The organism is Lysobacter rhizosphaerae (assembly GCF_054779795.1).
The window spans coordinates 263,130-279,039 of the sequence record NZ_BAAGXO010000007.1; the positions used below are offsets into that span (position 1 = coordinate 263,130).

Annotated in this window: 15 protein-coding genes; 12 read left to right on the forward strand and 3 right to left on the reverse strand. The window is 68.3% G+C overall.

Features of this window, described 5'->3' with window-relative positions; translation table 11 throughout:
* Positions 1-248: 248 nt before the first annotated feature.
* The 12 genes from ACYVGE_RS10370 (at position 249) to ACYVGE_RS10425 (ending at position 13,485) form a co-directional block, all read left to right on the forward strand.
* Positions 249-2,183: an autotransporter outer membrane beta-barrel domain-containing protein gene (locus tag ACYVGE_RS10370; protein ID WP_460729609.1), complete on the forward strand. Its 1,935-nt coding sequence runs from the start codon at positions 249-251 to the stop codon at positions 2,181-2,183.
* Positions 2,184-2,362: 179 nt separating this feature from the next.
* Positions 2,363-3,799, forward strand: coding sequence for a Do family serine endopeptidase (locus ACYVGE_RS10375; protein ID WP_460729611.1), 1,437 nt, complete (start codon positions 2,363-2,365; stop codon positions 3,797-3,799).
* Between the two features lie 42 nt (positions 3,800-3,841).
* Positions 3,842-4,204, forward strand: coding sequence for a hypothetical protein (locus ACYVGE_RS10380; RefSeq protein ID WP_457096373.1), 363 nt, complete (start codon positions 3,842-3,844; stop codon positions 4,202-4,204).
* A gap of 109 nt (positions 4,205-4,313) precedes the next feature.
* Positions 4,314-4,895, forward strand: coding sequence for a phage holin family protein (locus ACYVGE_RS10385; RefSeq protein ID WP_460729613.1), 582 nt, complete (start codon positions 4,314-4,316; stop codon positions 4,893-4,895).
* A 47-nt stretch (positions 4,896-4,942) separates the two neighbouring features.
* On the forward strand, positions 4,943-5,395 hold the full coding sequence (locus ACYVGE_RS10390) for a hypothetical protein (protein WP_460729615.1): 453 nt from the start codon (positions 4,943-4,945) through the stop codon (positions 5,393-5,395).
* Positions 5,396-5,404: 9 nt separating this feature from the next.
* Positions 5,405-6,529, forward strand: coding sequence for an AI-2E family transporter (locus ACYVGE_RS10395; protein ID WP_460730559.1), 1,125 nt, complete (start codon positions 5,405-5,407; stop codon positions 6,527-6,529).
* A 147-nt stretch (positions 6,530-6,676) separates the two neighbouring features.
* Positions 6,677-7,393 carry an HAD family hydrolase gene (locus tag ACYVGE_RS10400; protein ID WP_460729617.1) on the forward strand — a complete coding sequence of 239 codons (717 nt, stop codon included), beginning with the start codon at positions 6,677-6,679 and terminating at the stop codon, positions 7,391-7,393.
* Positions 7,390-8,769: a leucyl aminopeptidase family protein gene (locus ACYVGE_RS10405; protein WP_460729619.1), complete on the forward strand. Its 1,380-nt coding sequence runs from the start codon at positions 7,390-7,392 to the stop codon at positions 8,767-8,769. Before ACYVGE_RS10400 ends, ACYVGE_RS10405 begins: the two co-directional genes overlap by 4 nt.
* Positions 8,770-9,064: 295 nt before the next feature.
* Positions 9,065-10,309: an efflux RND transporter periplasmic adaptor subunit gene (locus tag ACYVGE_RS10410; RefSeq protein WP_460729620.1), complete on the forward strand. Its 1,245-nt coding sequence runs from the start codon at positions 9,065-9,067 to the stop codon at positions 10,307-10,309.
* 100 nt (positions 10,310-10,409) lie between these two features.
* Positions 10,410-11,105 carry an ABC transporter ATP-binding protein gene (locus ACYVGE_RS10415; protein ID WP_460729623.1) on the forward strand — a complete coding sequence of 232 codons (696 nt, stop codon included), beginning with the start codon at positions 10,410-10,412 and terminating at the stop codon, positions 11,103-11,105.
* 28 nt (positions 11,106-11,133) lie between these two features.
* Positions 11,134-12,294: an ABC transporter permease gene (locus tag ACYVGE_RS10420; RefSeq protein WP_460729624.1), complete on the forward strand. Its 1,161-nt coding sequence runs from the start codon at positions 11,134-11,136 to the stop codon at positions 12,292-12,294.
* Between the two features lie 12 nt (positions 12,295-12,306).
* Positions 12,307-13,485: an ABC transporter permease gene (locus ACYVGE_RS10425; RefSeq protein WP_460729626.1), complete on the forward strand. Its 1,179-nt coding sequence runs from the start codon at positions 12,307-12,309 to the stop codon at positions 13,483-13,485.
* A 63-nt stretch (positions 13,486-13,548) separates the two neighbouring features.
* Here ACYVGE_RS10425 and ACYVGE_RS10430 read toward each other — a convergent pair whose 3' ends face one another.
* The 3 genes from ACYVGE_RS10430 to yedA are packed head-to-tail and all read right to left on the reverse strand — an operon-like array spanning position 13,549 to position 15,898.
* Entirely contained in the window at positions 13,549-13,983 is a 435-nt protein-coding gene (locus ACYVGE_RS10430) for a GNAT family N-acetyltransferase (RefSeq protein ID WP_460729628.1), read from the reverse strand.
* A 20-nt stretch (positions 13,984-14,003) separates the two neighbouring features.
* A complete protein-coding gene (gene rarD, locus ACYVGE_RS10435) occupies positions 14,004-14,951 on the reverse strand; it encodes an EamA family transporter RarD (RefSeq protein ID WP_460729630.1) in 948 nt (315 codons plus the stop codon).
* Positions 14,948-15,898 carry a drug/metabolite exporter YedA gene (yedA, locus tag ACYVGE_RS10440; protein WP_460729632.1) on the reverse strand — a complete coding sequence of 317 codons (951 nt, stop codon included), beginning with the start codon at positions 15,896-15,898 and terminating at the stop codon, positions 14,948-14,950. The genes rarD and yedA overlap by 4 nt, the downstream gene beginning before the upstream one ends.
* Positions 15,899-15,910: the final 12 nt, after the last annotated feature.

Sequence of the window (15,910 nt, forward strand, 5' to 3'; positions counted from 1 at the left end):
GTTTTTTTGCATCGTTGCGGGTGGGTGCGGCTACCCACGCGGGGGGGCCGTTTTTTCGGCCGATGCACCTGGCCTAGCCCGTTTTTTCTTTCTGACTGCGTCAATCCGCGACTCGAAGCGCACGGTCCGTGCCCGGGTCGCGAAGCCTGCGGGCCGGCGCTTCAACTCCGCACGCTTCAACTCCGCGTGTTGTGCGGCATGACTCCCCCACCGGTGGCGACCGCGCGAGTCGCCACGAGGAGACCAGCATGGACATCCGTTCACGGCATGCACTGCTTTCGCTGTGCATCGCGCCGTCGCTGCTGTTGTCGGCCTGCGGCGGGGGTGGCATGACCCGGTCCGATCCCGCGCCCGCGGCGCAGCCGCCTCCGCCTCCACCTCCGCCCCCTCCTGCACCGGCCCAGACCGGACCCTGCCAGGCTCCCGTGACCGGTCCCTGCAATGTCACCACGCCCGGCGTGCTGGCGTGGAACGAATTCGGGATGACGGGCGGTCGCCAGAGCGACTTCGAGTTGAACGTCACCGGCGGCGGTTGGCTGAACCTGCGAGGCGGTGAATACCGCTTCAGCCGCACCAGCATCAGCGGCGCAAGTCTCGTGGTCTGGGACACGCTGATCTCCGATGTATTCGTGCTGCACGACGCCTCGTACCAGGGCAAGACCTCGCTCTGGCTGACGGGCACGGTGCGCGGCAACGTGACCAACGACGACTTGCTGAGCCTGCGGCACAAGTGCGGCACGGGCCTCAACGCATGCATCGAGGACCGCCACAGCCGCATCGAAGGCAATTACACGCAGGGCGCAACCGCCGAACTCGAAGCCGTGCTCGGCTGGGACCTGCAGATCACCGGGAGCGCGGCGCTGGATGGCAAGTTGACGCTGCTGCGCGGCACATCGCAGTCCTATGTGTTGCCGACCGCGGGGGCCAGTGTGCTGGTCCTGCACGCGAACGGCGGCATTGCCGGGCAATTCGCCAGTTGGGGTAGCGAAGCCCTGTTTGTCGACGGCACCGTCCGCTACACGCCGAACGATGTGTTCTTCGATGCGACGCGCATCTCCGTGCAAGCCGCCATGGCCAGTGCCGGCCAGGATGCAGAGACCCTGGACGTCGCCTCGCGCCTGGATCGCTCGTTCGGCCGCGCCGATGGCTTTGCCGCGGGTCCGGCCAGTGCACTGAGCGAGACGCAGCGCCGGTTCGTGGCGTCGGCCGCATCGATCCAGCACATCGGCGATGTCGAACAGGCCCGCCGCAGCCTGGACAGCCTGAGCGGTCGTGCGCATGCGCTCGCGGCGGCAGCATTGGACGATCAGTTCGCTTCCAGCACGGCGCGCCTGCGCACGCGTCTGGATGCACTGGCTCCGGGAGCCGCCACTCCACGCATGTGGTCCGAAACCTTCGCGGACTCGGGACGGCTCAGCGGTGCCCATGCCACTGACGGCGTCGCGAGCGGATACGAGGCATGGCTGTCCCCCAACTGGCTGGTGGGCGGGAGCGTCGCGAGCAGCCAGTCCTCGATGCATTTCGACCGCCTCGGCGGCGAAGTGGACGGGCAGACGCCAATGGCCAATGCCTATGCGTACTACCGCGACACGCACTGGTACGCGACCGGCGTGGCAGGAGTGGCCAGCACGTCGTTGCAGACGCGGCGCCAGATCGACCTGGGCATTGCAGGCCTGCACGACGCGCAATCGCGGCGCCGGGTCGGGGAACTGCAGATCCACGGCGAAGTCGGTGGCAGGGTGAACGTCGGGCGCGGTCGGCTGTCGCCGTTCGTGGGGCTGGACTACGCATACCGTCGCGACGACGGCTTCATCGAACAGGGCGACACCGGCTTCGAATTGGCCGCGGCCCCGGCGGCCACTGGCCTGCTGTCAGGCTCGCTCGGGCTGCGCTTCGCCCAGGACTGGCGTTTCGAAGGCAACCGATGGCTGCGCCTGGACCTGGACGCGCGCTACCAGCGGCGCGTCGCCGACTACGGTGATGACCCGCAGGCCGCGTTCGTCGGCACCCCGGACGTCGCCTTCGAACTTGCCGCCTGGCAGCCCCTCGGCAGCAGTGCCATGACCCTGGGCTTCACCGGCGGATTCGACCGGCACTGGCAGTGGTCGCTGGACTACGACCGCCAGTTCGGCGCGAACATCGACGACTCCGGCTGGCTCCTCGGCGTACGCCGCGACTTCTGAGCGGCGGGGCCGCGCGCCAACGCCGGCCACCGGCCGCGCCGGGAGCCTGTGAATGCGGTCCGGCGCGCCCGCCGGGGCGCGGCCGGCAGGCGCGAGTGCGGGGCATTGCTCGTCTTCAGGATCGATTGCACGATTTCCGCCGAAACTGAACCCCTTCGGTTCACGGCGCCATGCTTGCAATGAAGACCTCCACCAAGACCCTGCTCGCCCTCACAGCCGCCGCCGCGTTCGGCGGCTTCGCCGCAACCGCGCTGCGCGATGCGTTCGAGGCGCCGGCCGAGGCCGCGCCGCTCCCCGCTGCCGCCGTGCCCACCGTTGCCGCGTTGCCGGCCGCGGTCGGCACCACGCCTGTGCCCTCGCTCGCACCGATGCTGGCCCGGGTCACGCCCGCGGTGGTCAGCGTGCACACCAAGCAGCGCGTGCAGGTGGGCGTGGGGCCGTTCGCCAACGATCCGGTGTTCCGCCGCATGTTTCCGCAGCTCACCCAGGAGCGGATCAACGAGTCGCTGGGTTCGGGCGTGATCGTCGATGCGGCGCGCGGGCTGATCCTCACCAACCACCACGTCATCGAAGGCGCGGACGAGGTCTCAGTGACGCTGTCCGACGAGCGCACCTTCAAGGCCGAATTCGTCGGCTCCGATCCCGACACCGATGTCGCGGTGATGAGGATCAAGGCCAGCAACCTCAGTGCCTTGCCGCTGGCCGATTCCAGCCAGCTCAAGGTCGGCGACTTCGTGGTCGCGGTCGGCAATCCGTTCGGCATCGGCCAGACCGTCACCTCGGGAATTGTGTCCGCGGTGGGCCGCAGCGGCCTGCGCGGGCTGGGCTACCAGAACTTCATCCAGACCGACGCCTCGATCAATCCGGGCAATTCCGGCGGCGCACTGGTCAACCTCAACGGCGAGCTGGTCGGCATCAACACCGCCAGTTTCAATCCGCGCGGTTCGATGGCCGGCAACATCGGCCTGGGCTTCGCCATTCCCACCAGCATCGCGCGCGGGGTGATGAACCAGCTGGTCGCCACCGGCGAGGTGCGCCGCGGCACGCTGGGCCTGGAAGCGCAGGACGTCGATCCGAGCCTCGCGAAGGGGCTGGGCCTGGACGAAGCGCGCGGCGCCGCGGTGACGCGCGTGTTTTCCGGTTCGGCCGCGGCGGCCGCGGGCTTGAAGCCGGGCGACGTGATCGTCGGCGCCAACGGCGAGCGCATCGACGACCGCAATGCCTTGCGCAACTTCGAAGGCCTGCAGTCGGTCGGCAGCCGCGCGACCCTGGACGTGGTGCGCGACGGCAAGCCGCTGCAGCTGAGCGCCAGCCTGCGCGAACAGCCGCGTGCGCTGGCCGGGGCCGAACTCGATCCGCGCCTGGACGGCGCGACCTTCGCCGAACTGCCGGCCTCGCTGCGCCAGTCCGGCGCCGGTGGCGTGCTGGTCGAGACGGTGACCGGCGGCAGCCGCGCCGCCCGTAACGGCCTGCAGAAGGGCGACGTGGTGGTGGCCGCGACCAGCGGCGACTTCGACGACCTGCCCGGCTTCCGCGCCAGCTTCACACGGTCACCCGCAAGGTTGGTGTTCCGTGTCATCCGTGGCGGCGGGCGCGGCGATATCGAGATGCTGTAGTAATGCCGCGCTTGTCCGCTTCGCCACCCCAGGAGAAAGAGCATGTCCCCCACGAATACCGATGGCATGAAGTCCCATCTCGGCGAAGCCGGCGGCCACCTCAAGCAGGCCGCCGCGGATACGGGTGATGCGCTGCGCAGCGCCGCCAGCGCGGCAGCCGACGAGTTGCGCCTGGGCAAGGCCAACGTCAAGGCCGACCTGGCCGACGGCGCGCTGGCCGGGCTCACCGCCGCCGAACACGCCGGCGGCGTGGCGCGCGAGCAGGTGGACGCGCTGATGGACAAGGGCCGCGACCTGATCGACAGCGCGGCGGACCTGATCCGCGAGCGGCCGCTGGCCTCGTTCGGCGTCGCCTTCGCCGCGGGCTGGATCATCGCCAAGCTCGCCCGCAGCGGCGACAAGTAAGCCTCGAATGTAGCCCGGGCGAGTCCGGGCGCCAGCCGCATGGACGTTGTCGGGAACATCCCTGCGCAGGCATCGCTCGCCCGGGCTACTCTCCACGGCGAACAGGGCCATGTCGGCCAGCGGGCAGGCGATGGACGAACCGCATAGCGACGACACCACTCCGAATCCTGGTGCGGGCAAGCCGCCTGCGCCCGACCTGGCCGATTCGCTGCGCCAGGTCGGTGACGCCGGCCGGGCCGGACTGAAGGCCGCCAACGATGCCGCCAAGGCGTTGCGCGTGCTGGTCAGCGCCGATCTGTCGCTCGCACGCAGCGCCTTGGGCCGTGCCCTCGCTTTCACCAGCGTGGCGATCGCGTTCGGCGCCTCCGCCTGGATGCTGCTGATGGCCACCGTCACAGCGGTGTTGCACGACGGGCTGGGCTGGTCGTGGACGCTGTCGCTGGCCGTGTGCGCGGCGACGAGCCTGGTGATCACGGCGCTGGGCATGTGGCGTGCGATGCACTACTTCGAGCACACGCGCATGCAGGCGACACGGCGGCAGCTGGCACGCCTGGGGATCGGCGAACTGGCCAGCTTCATGCCCGATGCGGATTCGGACGAATCCACCCGGCACGCCGCCGAACGCGTGGCCGACGCGACCAATGGCACGCCCGTGAAGAAGGGACTGGGCATCGACGTCACGCCGCCCTGATCAGCCGCACGACCGCCGTTCCGCCCCGCTTCCACTTCGAGCCACGCATGGGCTTCAAGCAACTCCTCACCAAGGTGCAACAGGCCGAAGCCGCACTCGAGGCACGCGAGCGCCGCGTCGGCGCCGAGTGGCAGCGGTTGAAGGTCACGTGGAAGGAAGGGTGGACGCCCGGGCGCGTGATCATCGCGGGACTGGTCAGCGGCTTCGTCGTGGGCCGCGCCGCGCCCGTGCGCGCCGCCGCGCGCAGCGGACAGATCATGCAACTGGTGACGATGCTGTCCGGCCTGTTCGCCGGTGGCAGCGCGCAGGCCGCGGCGACCGAGGCGGAACACGCGGCGGACACTGCCGAAGGCGTCGCCGATGCGGTCGCGCCGCAGGCGGGCACGCCGTCGGGAACCACGGCGCCGGAGTCCGCGCAGGCGCCAGCGGCGCAGACACCGCCGTCGCACACACCGTCGCAAGCTGCCGCTGCGCAAGATGTCCCACCTTCCGAGCCCTGAGCCGTGCCCCTGTCCGAAACCGTCATCAAACCTGCAGCAAAGAGCGACGCCGGCCCGGCATCCGATCCCGTTACCGATCCTGTTAACGATCCTTCCCCCTCGCGTCCACGCTCGTCCGCGGCCGCGCTCGTACTCGCCACCATCGCGGTGGGCACGGTGCTGTGGGCGGCGCAGGACCTGATCCTGCCGGTGCTGCTGGCGATGTTCTTCGCCCTGATCGGCAACCCGATCATCCGCGTGCTGCAGCGGCTGTGGATTCCGCGCTTCTTCGGCGCGCTGCTGGTGCTGGCCGGTGGCCTGTTCCTGGCGGGCGTGCTGGGCAACCAGCTGATCGAGCCCGCGGGCGAATGGGTGCGCCAGGCGCCGCGTGAACTCAAGGAGCTCGCGCCGAAGCTGCGCGAGATGGTCAAGCCGATGCAGGAGGCGAACAAGGCCGCGGAGAATTTCGCCCGCGCCGCCGGCGGCGAATCCAGGCCGGTGCAGGTGGTGCGCACCGAGGTCAACGACCCCTATCGCGCCCTCACCACCACGCCGCGCATGCTCGCCTCGGTACTCGCGGTGGTGCTGCTGACGTTCTTCTTCATGGTCTATGGCGAGGGCCTGCAACGCAACGCGATCGCGCTGCTGCAGAGCCGGCAACAGAAGAAGTTCACCGTCGAGGTGCTGCAGTCGATCGAAGCCGAGCTGTCGCGCTACGTGCTGACCATCAGCGTGATCAACGCGGTGGTCGGGTTGGCACTCGCCGCTTCGTTGTACTTCCTCGGCCTGCCGCTGCCCGAAGCACTGTTGTGGGGCACGATGGCCACGCTGCTCAACTACGCGCCCTATGTCGGCCCGCTCGTCGGGATCACGGTCATGCTGCTGATCGGCCTCGCGGCATTCGATGGCCTCGCGGCGCTGCTGCCCTCCGGCATCTATCTGCTGCTGCACACGCTGGAAGGCCAGATCGTCACCCCGATCGTGCTGGGCCGGCGCATGCGGCTGTCGCCGCTGGTACTGATCCTCGGGCTGATGGTGTTCGGCGCACTCTGGGGCCTCGTCGGCCTGTTGCTGGCGGTACCGCTGCTGGTATGCGTGAAACTGGTCCTGGAGCGCACCCAGGGCATGGATGGGTGGGCGCGGCTGCTTGAATGAATGCGCCCCGCCCATGACAAGAATGAATCGGCCGCGCGTCCCGTGCCGCGCGGGCGGCTGATGTCGGCAAACAACCGGCTGTAGTGGCCAGAACACCCGCGCAACCCGCAATTCAGGGCACCCGCCGTCCGCCGCTACAATAGGCAGGTGAGCTTCCCGATCCGCGCCATCACCCTCGACCTCGACGACACCCTCTGGCCCTTCGCGCCGATCGGGGCGCGGGTCGAACAGGTGCTGCACGACTGGCTGGTGGCGAACTGCCCGCGCACCGCCGCGCAGTTCCCGATCCTGCGCATGCGCGAGCTGCGCGACGAACTCAACGCGCAGCACCCGCACCTGGTCCACGACTTCAGCGCGATGCGGCGGATGACGCTGGAGCACGCGATGCGGCTGGCCGGCGACGACCCGGTGCACGTCGATGCCGCCTTCGAAGCCTTCTTCGCCGAACGCAATCGCGTCGAGTTCTATCCCGACACGCTCGCCGCGCTGCAGCGCCTGGCCGCGCGGGTACCGCTGGCGGCGCTGAGCAACGGCAACGCCGACCTGTCGCGCATCGGCGTGCACGTGCACTTCGCCTTCCAGCTCGGCGCGCGCGAACACGGCGCGCCAAAGCCCGTCGCCAGCATCTTCCACGCCGCCTGCGCGCGCCTCGATGCGCCGCCCGCGCAGGTGCTGCACGTGGGCGACGACATCGACATGGACGTGGTCGGTGCCCACCGCGCCGGTCTGCGCACCTGCTGGCTCAATCGTGAGAACCTCGCCTGGCCGCACGACGATGTGCGCCCGGACCTGCAATTCGCCTCCCTTGCCGCACTGGCCGACTGGCTGGATGCGCAGCATCAACAGGAAGAAGTCGCCGCATGACCTTGCCCGCTGGCCTCACCCGTGATTCCGCCGTCGCCGTCCCGTTGCATGTGGTCACCCGCGCGGATTTCGCCGAATGGCGCTCAGCGCAACCGGCCGCGGTCGGTACCTGGCTCGATGCACAGGGCTTCGATGGCAGCGCGTATACCGCGCTGGTCGTGCCCGATACCGACGGCAGCATCGCCGCCGCGGTGATCGGCGTGGGCGACCGCCTCGATCCGGCCTCCTACGGGCACGCACCGTTCGCGCTGCCGGCCTGTGCGTGGCGCCTCGCCGACCGCCTCGACCCGGCCGAGACCGCCGCCCTGCAACTGGGCTGGGGCCTGGGCAGCTATCGCTTCAACCGCTACAAGCAGCCGCTGCGCGCACCCGCGACGCTGGAAATCGAGGGCGATGCCGACGACATGCTCGCCGAACTGGCCGCCTGCCTGCGCGTGCGCGACCTGGTCAACACGCCGACCGAGCACATGGGCCCGGACCAGCTCGAGCAGGTGTGCTGCGAGATCGCCGAACGCTTCGGCGCGCATATCGACGTAGTCAGCGGCGACGACCTGCTGACCAGGAATTTTCCGGCCATCCACTCCGTCGGCCGCGCCTCCCACCGCGCGCCGCGCCTGATCTCGCTGACCTGGGGCAACGCCGCTCATCCGCATATCGCCATCTGCGGCAAGGGTGTGTGCTTCGACACCGGCGGCCTCGACCTCAAGCCTGCCGACGGCATGCGCAACATGAAGAAGGACATGGGCGGCGCCGCGCACGCGATCGCCCTGGCCGAGCTGATCATGTCGCGCGAGCTGCCGCTGCGCATCACCCTGCTGGTGCCGGCGGTCGAGAATGCCATTGGCCCCAACGCGTTTCGTCCGGGCGAAGTGGTCGCGACGCGCGCCGGCATCAACGTCGAGATCGACAACACCGATGCCGAAGGCCGCGTCGTGCTGTGCGATGCCCTCGCCTACGCCGCCGAACAGCAGCCGGAGCTGCTGCTCGACTTCGCCACCCTCACCGGCGCCGCGCGCATCGCGCTCGGCCCCGACCTGCCCGCCGTGTATTCGAACGACGAAGCCGTCGCCGCCGCCTGGCTCGATGCCGGTGCGCAGCTGCGCGACCCGCTGTGGCGCATGCCGCTGTGGCGTCCGTACTGGCGCTACCTCACCAGCACCGTCGCCGACATCGCCAACGGTGGCCCCTCGAAGATGGCCGGCAGCATCACCGCCGCGCTCTACCTGGAACGCTTCGTGCCCCTGCAGCAGAAGTGGGCGCACCTCGACGTCTATGCGTGGAACGACAGCGACCGCCCCGGCAAGCCCACGGGCGGCGAGGCGCAGGGACTGCGCGCCGCGTACGCGATGCTGAAGGCGCGCATCCCACGCATTTAGGTGCCTGGGCTGATCATGGCCTGATGATGTGCACGGCTTGCGGATCCGCCGTGCACGCCCCCGTCGCCACGCTTGGCGGCGACACGCCGACCCGCCACACTGGGCCCTCACGCCAGGGACCGGCGCTCTGTCGTGCGCGAGAAACTTACTTCCGGCAGGTTGGCGCATGACGGACGACGCGTTCACACTGGCGCCGCCTTGAAACCGGGCGGTCGAAACGGGCCTCGCCCGTTCGTCTTCCCGACATGCCGCCCGTTTGCGCCCGCCCCAGATCCAAGGATAAAGGTCCGTCCGGATGAACAATTCCGACTTGCTCAAGGAACTCCGCATCGACCGCAGCGCGCCGCCGCCTGCACCGTCGCGCACCGGCCTGTGGATCGGCCTGGGCAGCGCCGCCGCGCTGCTCGTGCTCGCAGTGGTCGGCTGGATGATCTTCGGCCGCGACGACGCTATTGAAGTGAAGACCGCGCAGGTGACCGCGCTCGACAGCGGCGGCGGCAGCGCCTCGGTGCTCGACGCCACCGGTTATGTCGTCGCCCGGCGCATGGCCACGGTGTCCGCCAAGATCACCGGCAAGGTGCGCGAAGTGCTGATCGAGGAAGGCCAGCGCGTCGAAGCCGGCCAGGTCATGGCCACGCTCGATCCGATCGATGCCGATGCCCAGCGCGACCTCGCCGCGTCGCAGCTCTCCGCTTCGCGCAGCCAGATCAACATGGTGCAAGCGCAACTGCATGAAGCCGAAGCCAATGCCGATCGCCTCAGCGGCCTGGTGCAGCAGCAGCTGGTGTCGAAGGCGCAGTACGACCAGGCCATCGCCGCCCGCGACGCCCTGCGCGCGCAGCTGCAGACCGCGCAGCGCAATTCCCAGGTCGCCGGCAGCGGCCTGCGCATCGCTTCGCAGGGCGTGGACAACACCATCGTGCGCGCGCCGTTCGCGGGCGTCGTGATCGCCAAGGCGGCGCAGCCGGGCGAAATCGTGTCGCCGCTGTCCGCGGGCGGTGGTTTCACCCGCACCGGCATCGGCACCATCGTCGACATGGATTCGCTGGAAGTCGAAGTCGACGTCAGCGAGGCCTACATCGGTCGCGTGCAGCCGAAGATGCCGGTGGAAGCGGTGCTCAACGCCTATCCGGACTGGCGCATCCCCGCCGAGGTGATCGCGATCATCCCGACCGCCGACCGCGCCAAGGCCACGGTCAAGGTGCGTATCGCGCTGAAGTCGAAGGACCCGCGCATCGTGCCGGACATGGGCGTGCGCGTCTCGTTCCTGGAGCAGGAAGACAAGAAGGTCGCAGCCGTGGCGCAGGCGGCGCCGCGCACGCAGCTGCCCGCCGCGGCGCTGCGCAAGGACGGCGAACAGGACATCGTCTTCGTCGTCCACGGCGACAAGGCCGAGCGCCGCGCCGTGCGCCTGGGCGGCAACCTCGGCGACAACCGCCAGGTATTGGCCGGCGTGAGCGCCGGCGAACAGGTGATCACCGAGGCACCGGCGACGCTGAAGGATGGCGACGCGGTGCGCATTGCCACCGACAAGAACTGATTTCCCCCGTTTCTTCCCGCCTTACCCGCATAGCCCCAAACCGCATATCCCCAAGACGTCATTCCCCTAAAACCTTCCGCGAGGCCCCGCGATGAACGACATGAGCAACCGAGACGCGATGATCCAGATCCGCAACGTCACCAAGTCGTACGAGCGCGGCAAGCAGAAGGTGGAAGTACTGCATGGCCTCAGCATCGACGTACCGCCCGGCGACTTCGTCGCCCTGATGGGTCCATCGGGCTCCGGCAAGACCACCCTGCTGAACCTGATCGGCGGCCTCGACACGCCCACCTCGGGCGAGATCAGCGTCGACGGCCAGCGCATCGACCAGCTCAAGGGCGGCCAGCTCGCACACTGGCGCAGCCACAACGTCGGCTTCGTATTCCAGTTCTACAACCTGATGCCCGTGCTTACCGCCGAGGGCAATGTCGAACTGCCGCTGCTGCTCACCAAGCTGTCCGCGGCGCAGCGCAAGAAGAGTGTGCAGGTCGCGCTGCAGGTCGTGGGCCTGGCCGATCGCGCCAAGCACAAGCCGCGCGAGCTGTCCGGTGGCCAGGAGCAACGCGTCGCGATTGCCCGCGCGATCGTCTCCGACCCCCATCTGCTGGTCTGCGACGAACCGACCGGCGATCTCGATCGCAACACCGCGGACGAGATCCTCAAGCTGCTGCAGGCACTCAACCGCGAACACGGCAAGACGATCGTCATGGTCACCCATGACCCGCTCGCCGCCGGCTTCGCCAACCGCACCCTGCACCTCGACAAGGGTCGTCTCGCCGAACAGGTAGGCGCGTGATGCGCGCCGGCCACCGGAGGATCAGTCCATGACCAAGACCGGATTCGTTTTCGCCAACCTGTTCCGCAAGAAGACGCGCACGACGCTGACACTGCTGTCGATAATCGTGGCCTTCCTGCTGTTCGGCCTGTTGCAGTCGCTGAACCACATCTTCAACGCCGGCCCCGACTTCCTCGGCGCCACCCGCCTGATCACGCAGGCGCGCGTGTCGTTCACCCAACCCATCCCGCTGTCGATGCTGCCCAAGCTGGAGAGCACGCCGGGCGTCGAGCGCGCCACGCATTCGCAGTGGTTCGGCGGCGTATGGCAGGAGAACACCCCACTGTTCGTGTTCGCGGTCGACCCGCAGCGCCAGCACGAGGTGTATCCCGAGTGGATCATGCCCGACGCGCAGTGGAAGGCCTTTGAACAGACCCGCACCGGCATGATCGTAGGGCGCAACCTCGCCAACCAGTACGGTTGGAAGATCGGCCAGAAGATCCCGATCAGCTCCAACATCTATCCGCAGAAGAGCAACGGCAGCAAGGCGTGGGCCTTCGACCTGGTCGGCATCTACGACGGCAAGGACCAGGACTTCCAGAAGCGCACGATCACCGTCTTCATCAACCACGAGTATTTCGACGAGGCCAATCAGTTCAGCCACGGGCGCACCAACTTCTACGCGCTCAAGCTGAAGCCCGGCGCGGATGCGGGCCAGGTCGCGCGGACCGTCGATGCGATGTTCGAGAACTCGCCGGACGAAACCAAGACGATGACCGAGAAGGATTTCAACATCGGCTTTGCCAAGCAGATCGGCGATATCGGCATGATCGTGCGCTGGATCCTGTTCGCGGTGTTCTTCACCCTGCTCCTGGTGGTGGGCAACACCATGGCTCAGAGCGTGCGCGAACGCATTCCGGAGCTGGCGGTGCTCAAGACCCTGGGGTTCCGCGACAGCACGGTGCTGGGCTTCGTGCTCGCCGAAGCCGGAGCGCTGTGCTTCATCGGCGGCGTGATCGGCATGGGGCTGGCGACGCTGCTCGGCGCCTTCCTGGAGCGCGCCAGCGGCGGCCAGTTCAACATCGCGCTGAGCCCACCAGTGTGGGGCATGGGCCTGCTTGCGATCGTGGTGATGAGTATTGCCGTGGGCCTGCTGCCGGCGTTGCGTGCGCAGCGGTTGAAGATCGTCGATGCGCTGGCCGGCCGCTAAGGAGACAACCCCATGTTGAGCCAAATCACTGCCATAACCGGCCTGAACCTCAAGAGCATTCCGGAGCGCTGGGCCTCGTCGCTGGTCATCGTCGTCGGCCTGGCCGGCGTGGTCGCGGTGTTCACGGCGCTGCTGGCCATGGCCGTCGGCTTCGAAAGCACGCTCAAGGCCAACGGCCGCAACGACGCGGCGATCATCCTGCGCGGCGGTTCGGACACCGAACTGAACTCCGGCCTGTCCCGCGATACGGCCACGCTGATCAAGCAGGCGCCGGGCATTCGCAAGGGCGCGGACGGCCTGCCGATGGCTTCGTCGGAAGTGATCGTGATCGCCGAGCTGGTGCGCAAGGGCGACACCACCAACGGCGCGAACATCACCGTGCGCGGCGTGCAGCCGGAAGCCTTCGCGCTGCGCCCGCAGCTGAAGATCGTCGAAGGCCGCGCGTTCAAGCCCGGCCTGCGCGAACTGATCGTCGGACGCGGCGTCACCAGGCAGTTCCAGGGCGCGGCGCTGGGCCAGACCCTGCGCATGCGCGGCTCGGACTGGAAAGTGGTGGGCGTGTTCGAGTCCGGCGATTCGCACGACAGCGAGCTGTGGGCCGATGCCGAGGTCGCGCAGACGACGTTCGGGCGGGGTGGCTTCAGCTCGCTGCTGGTGCAGCTCGATGGCGACAACGCGTTCCAGACGCTCAAGGATGCGCTCAAGGCTGATCCGCGCATGAGCGTGGACGTGCAGCGCGAACAGGACTACTACAGCGCCCAGACCAAGCAGTTCCGCCAGCAGATCGGCGTGCTCGCCGGCTTCGTGACCCTCGTCATGGCACTCGGTGCGATCTTCGCCGCGCTCAACACCATGTATGCGGCCGTCGCCGCGCGTGGCAAGGAAATCGCCACGCTGCGCGCGATCGGCTTCGGCGGCCTGCCCGTACTCGCATCGGTGATGATCGAGTCGATGGTGCTGTCGCTGGTCGGCGGCGTGCTCGGGGCGGTGATCGCCTACCTGCTGTTCAACAACTTCTCGGTGTCGACGCTGGGACAGAACTTCACCCAGGTGGTGTTCGCGTTCAAGGTGACGCCGGGGCTGGTGATGACCGGCTTGATCATCGCGCTGGTCATCGGCTTCTTCGGCGGGTTGCTGCCGGCGTGGCGTGCGGCGCGGATGCCGGTGACCACGGCGTTGCGCACGGCGTAGGCCCGGGCTCTCGTTCGCAACATCGACAGGCCGCAGCAATGCGGCCTGTTTTTTTGGTGCACGTCAGGCTTCAGTGACGTTCGCGCGGAAATGGAAGCACTCGATGCCGAGGCCTTCGCGGAAATAGAAGCGATGCGCGTCTTCCCGCTTCACGTGGGAGATCAGCTGGAGCTGGCTGCAGCCCAGCACACGAGCCTCGTCCTTCAGCCGCGCCAGCAGTCGTGCGCCATGGCCACGCGAACGCGCGCGCTCGTCCGTGACCAGGTCGTCGACGTAGAGCAGCTTCCCGCAATAAAGCATGTTCATGATGCGATAGCCGGCGACGGCGCGGACCTGGCCGGCATCGCGGAGCGCCAGCAGCCGGAATCCGTCGCTGGCCTGCATGTCGCGCACCATGGCGACGTACTGCTCGCGCTGCAGGTGAGGTCGCAGCTGGTGCATGACGTCGAAGGTCGAAGCGATTTCGTCGTCGCTTTCGGCTCGCAGGAAATCGATCATCGGGATCAAACCTCGTGGGTTCACGCCTCGCGTGCAGTCACCGGCGCGGCCACGACCGGCGCCGCCCGCCGCCGCGAACGCAGCAGCCCTTCGAGCGCGAAGATCGCCAGTCCGATCCAGATGAAGACGAAGCCGACCAGGCGCTGCTGGTCGAAGGCTTCGTGGAACACGAACACGCCGGTGAGGAACTGCAGCGTCGGCGCGATGTACTGCAACAACCCCACCACCGACAGCGGCACGCGTCGCACCGCGAAGGCGAAGCCGATCAGCGGCAGCGCGGTGAGCGCGCCGCCGAGGATCAGCAGCGCATCCATGCCCATGCCCCAACCGGGCGCGCCACCCAACGGCAGGAAGCCGCCCTGCCCGTGCGCCTCGCCCCATACCAGCATCGCCAGTGCAGGCAGGAACAGGTAGACGCTTTCGATCCCGAGACCGGTCACCGCATCGATCGCCAGCAGCTTGCGCAACAGGCCATACAGGGCGAACGACAACGCCAGGCAGATCGCGATCCACGGCGGCTGGCCGAAGTTCACGGTCAGCCAGACCACGCCCGCCGCGGCGAGCGTCACCGCGGCCCACTGCGCGCGGCTCAGGCGTTCGTGCAGGAACACCACGCCGAGCACCACGTTCAACAGCGGATTGATGAAGTAGCCCAGGCTGCTCTCGACCACGTGGCCGGCGTTCACCGCCCAGATGTACAGGCTCCAGTTGAAGCCGATCAGTGCGCCGCTCAGCGCCAGCATCCACGCCGCGCGTGGCCGCGTCAGCGCGACGCGCAGCCAGCCGCGGCCGTTCTTCCACAACAGCCACGCCACCACCAGCAGCGTGCTCCACACCACGCGATGCGCGACCACCTGCATCGACGGCACCGCCTTGAGCAGATGCCAGTACAGCGGCATCAAGCCCCACAGTACGAACGAGGCGACCGCCACCCACAGGCCGCTGCGATTTTCGGCAGCCGGATTCATGCGGCGGGCTCGCTGGCGGATGCGTCGGCGGAGGCCGCGGCAGGCACCGGTGTCGTGGCCCGCGCCTTCGCCAGCGTGATGATGACGACGCCGGCCAGGATCACGGCCATCGCACCGAGATCGTGCGTGGTGAAGCTTTCGCCACCAAGCATGAAGCCGAAGAACACCGCGATCGGCGGATTCACGTAGGCGTAGCTTGTCGCCAGCGCCGGGCGCACGTGGTGCAGCAGCCAGATATAGGCAGTGAAGCCGAAGATCGAGCCGGCAACGACGAGATACAGCATGGCCGCCGTGGCGCCCATCGAGGGCACGCCGGCAAAGCGCTCGCCGGTGACGAGCGCCGCGACCAGCATCCACACGCTACCCGTCAGCATCTGCACGGCCGCCGACATGAAGGGCTCGGGCAGGTCCTGGTCGCGGCTCCAGATCGAGCCCCAGGCCCACGAGATGGCGGCCGTCGCCAGGCAGACCACGCCCAGCACCGACGAGGACAACTCGCTGCCCGCGTTGAGCCAGATCACGCCGAGGAAGCCGATGATCGTCCCGACCCACTCGATCTTCGTCGGATGGCGCCCGCGCAGCATCGCGAACACGCCGGCGAACAGCGGCATCGAAGCGACGGCGATCGCGGCGAGGCCGGAACCCACCTGGGTCTCGGCGAGGTTCACCAGCCCGTTCGACAACAGCACCATGAAGATCGACAGCACGGCCAGCGTGCGCCACTGCTTCTTCGTGGGCGGCTTCACGCCGCGCCAGCGCAGCACCGCGAACATCAGTGCGCCGGCGATGGCCATGCGGATGGCGCCGAGCAGGAACGGCGGATAGCCCTCCAGCGCGAAGCGGATCGCCAGGTAGGTCGAGCCCCACAGCACATACACCGCGGCCAGTGCCAGGGCGATTGCAAGCGCGGAGGCGGTGCGTTCGGGAGTGGAGGCGATGGCGGTCATGGGAGAAGTAAC

Excerpts from the sequence above, each read along its gene's own strand:
- ACYVGE_RS10370 (WP_460729609.1), top strand. The coding sequence starts at position 249 with ATGGACATCCGTTCACGGCATGCACTGCTTTCGCTGTGCATCGCGCCG.
- ACYVGE_RS10375 (WP_460729611.1), top strand. The coding sequence starts at position 2,363 with ATGAAGACCTCCACCAAGACCCTGCTCGCCCTCACAGCCGCCGCCGCG.
- ACYVGE_RS10380 (WP_457096373.1), top strand. The coding sequence starts at position 3,842 with ATGTCCCCCACGAATACCGATGGCATGAAGTCCCATCTCGGCGAAGCC.
- ACYVGE_RS10385 (WP_460729613.1), top strand. The coding sequence starts at position 4,314 with ATGTCGGCCAGCGGGCAGGCGATGGACGAACCGCATAGCGACGACACC.
- ACYVGE_RS10390 (WP_460729615.1), top strand. The coding sequence starts at position 4,943 with ATGGGCTTCAAGCAACTCCTCACCAAGGTGCAACAGGCCGAAGCCGCA.
- ACYVGE_RS10405 (WP_460729619.1), top strand. The coding sequence starts at position 7,390 with ATGACCTTGCCCGCTGGCCTCACCCGTGATTCCGCCGTCGCCGTCCCG.
- ACYVGE_RS10410 (WP_460729620.1), top strand. The coding sequence starts at position 9,065 with ATGAACAATTCCGACTTGCTCAAGGAACTCCGCATCGACCGCAGCGCG.
- ACYVGE_RS10415 (WP_460729623.1), top strand. The coding sequence starts at position 10,410 with ATGAGCAACCGAGACGCGATGATCCAGATCCGCAACGTCACCAAGTCG.
- ACYVGE_RS10420 (WP_460729624.1), top strand. The coding sequence starts at position 11,134 with ATGACCAAGACCGGATTCGTTTTCGCCAACCTGTTCCGCAAGAAGACG.
- ACYVGE_RS10425 (WP_460729626.1), top strand. The coding sequence starts at position 12,307 with ATGTTGAGCCAAATCACTGCCATAACCGGCCTGAACCTCAAGAGCATT.
- ACYVGE_RS10430 (WP_460729628.1), bottom strand. The coding sequence starts at position 13,983 with ATGATCGATTTCCTGCGAGCCGAAAGCGACGACGAAATCGCTTCGACC.
- rarD (WP_460729630.1), bottom strand. The coding sequence starts at position 14,951 with ATGAATCCGGCTGCCGAAAATCGCAGCGGCCTGTGGGTGGCGGTCGCC.
- yedA (WP_460729632.1), bottom strand. The coding sequence starts at position 15,898 with ATGACCGCCATCGCCTCCACTCCCGAACGCACCGCCTCCGCGCTTGCA.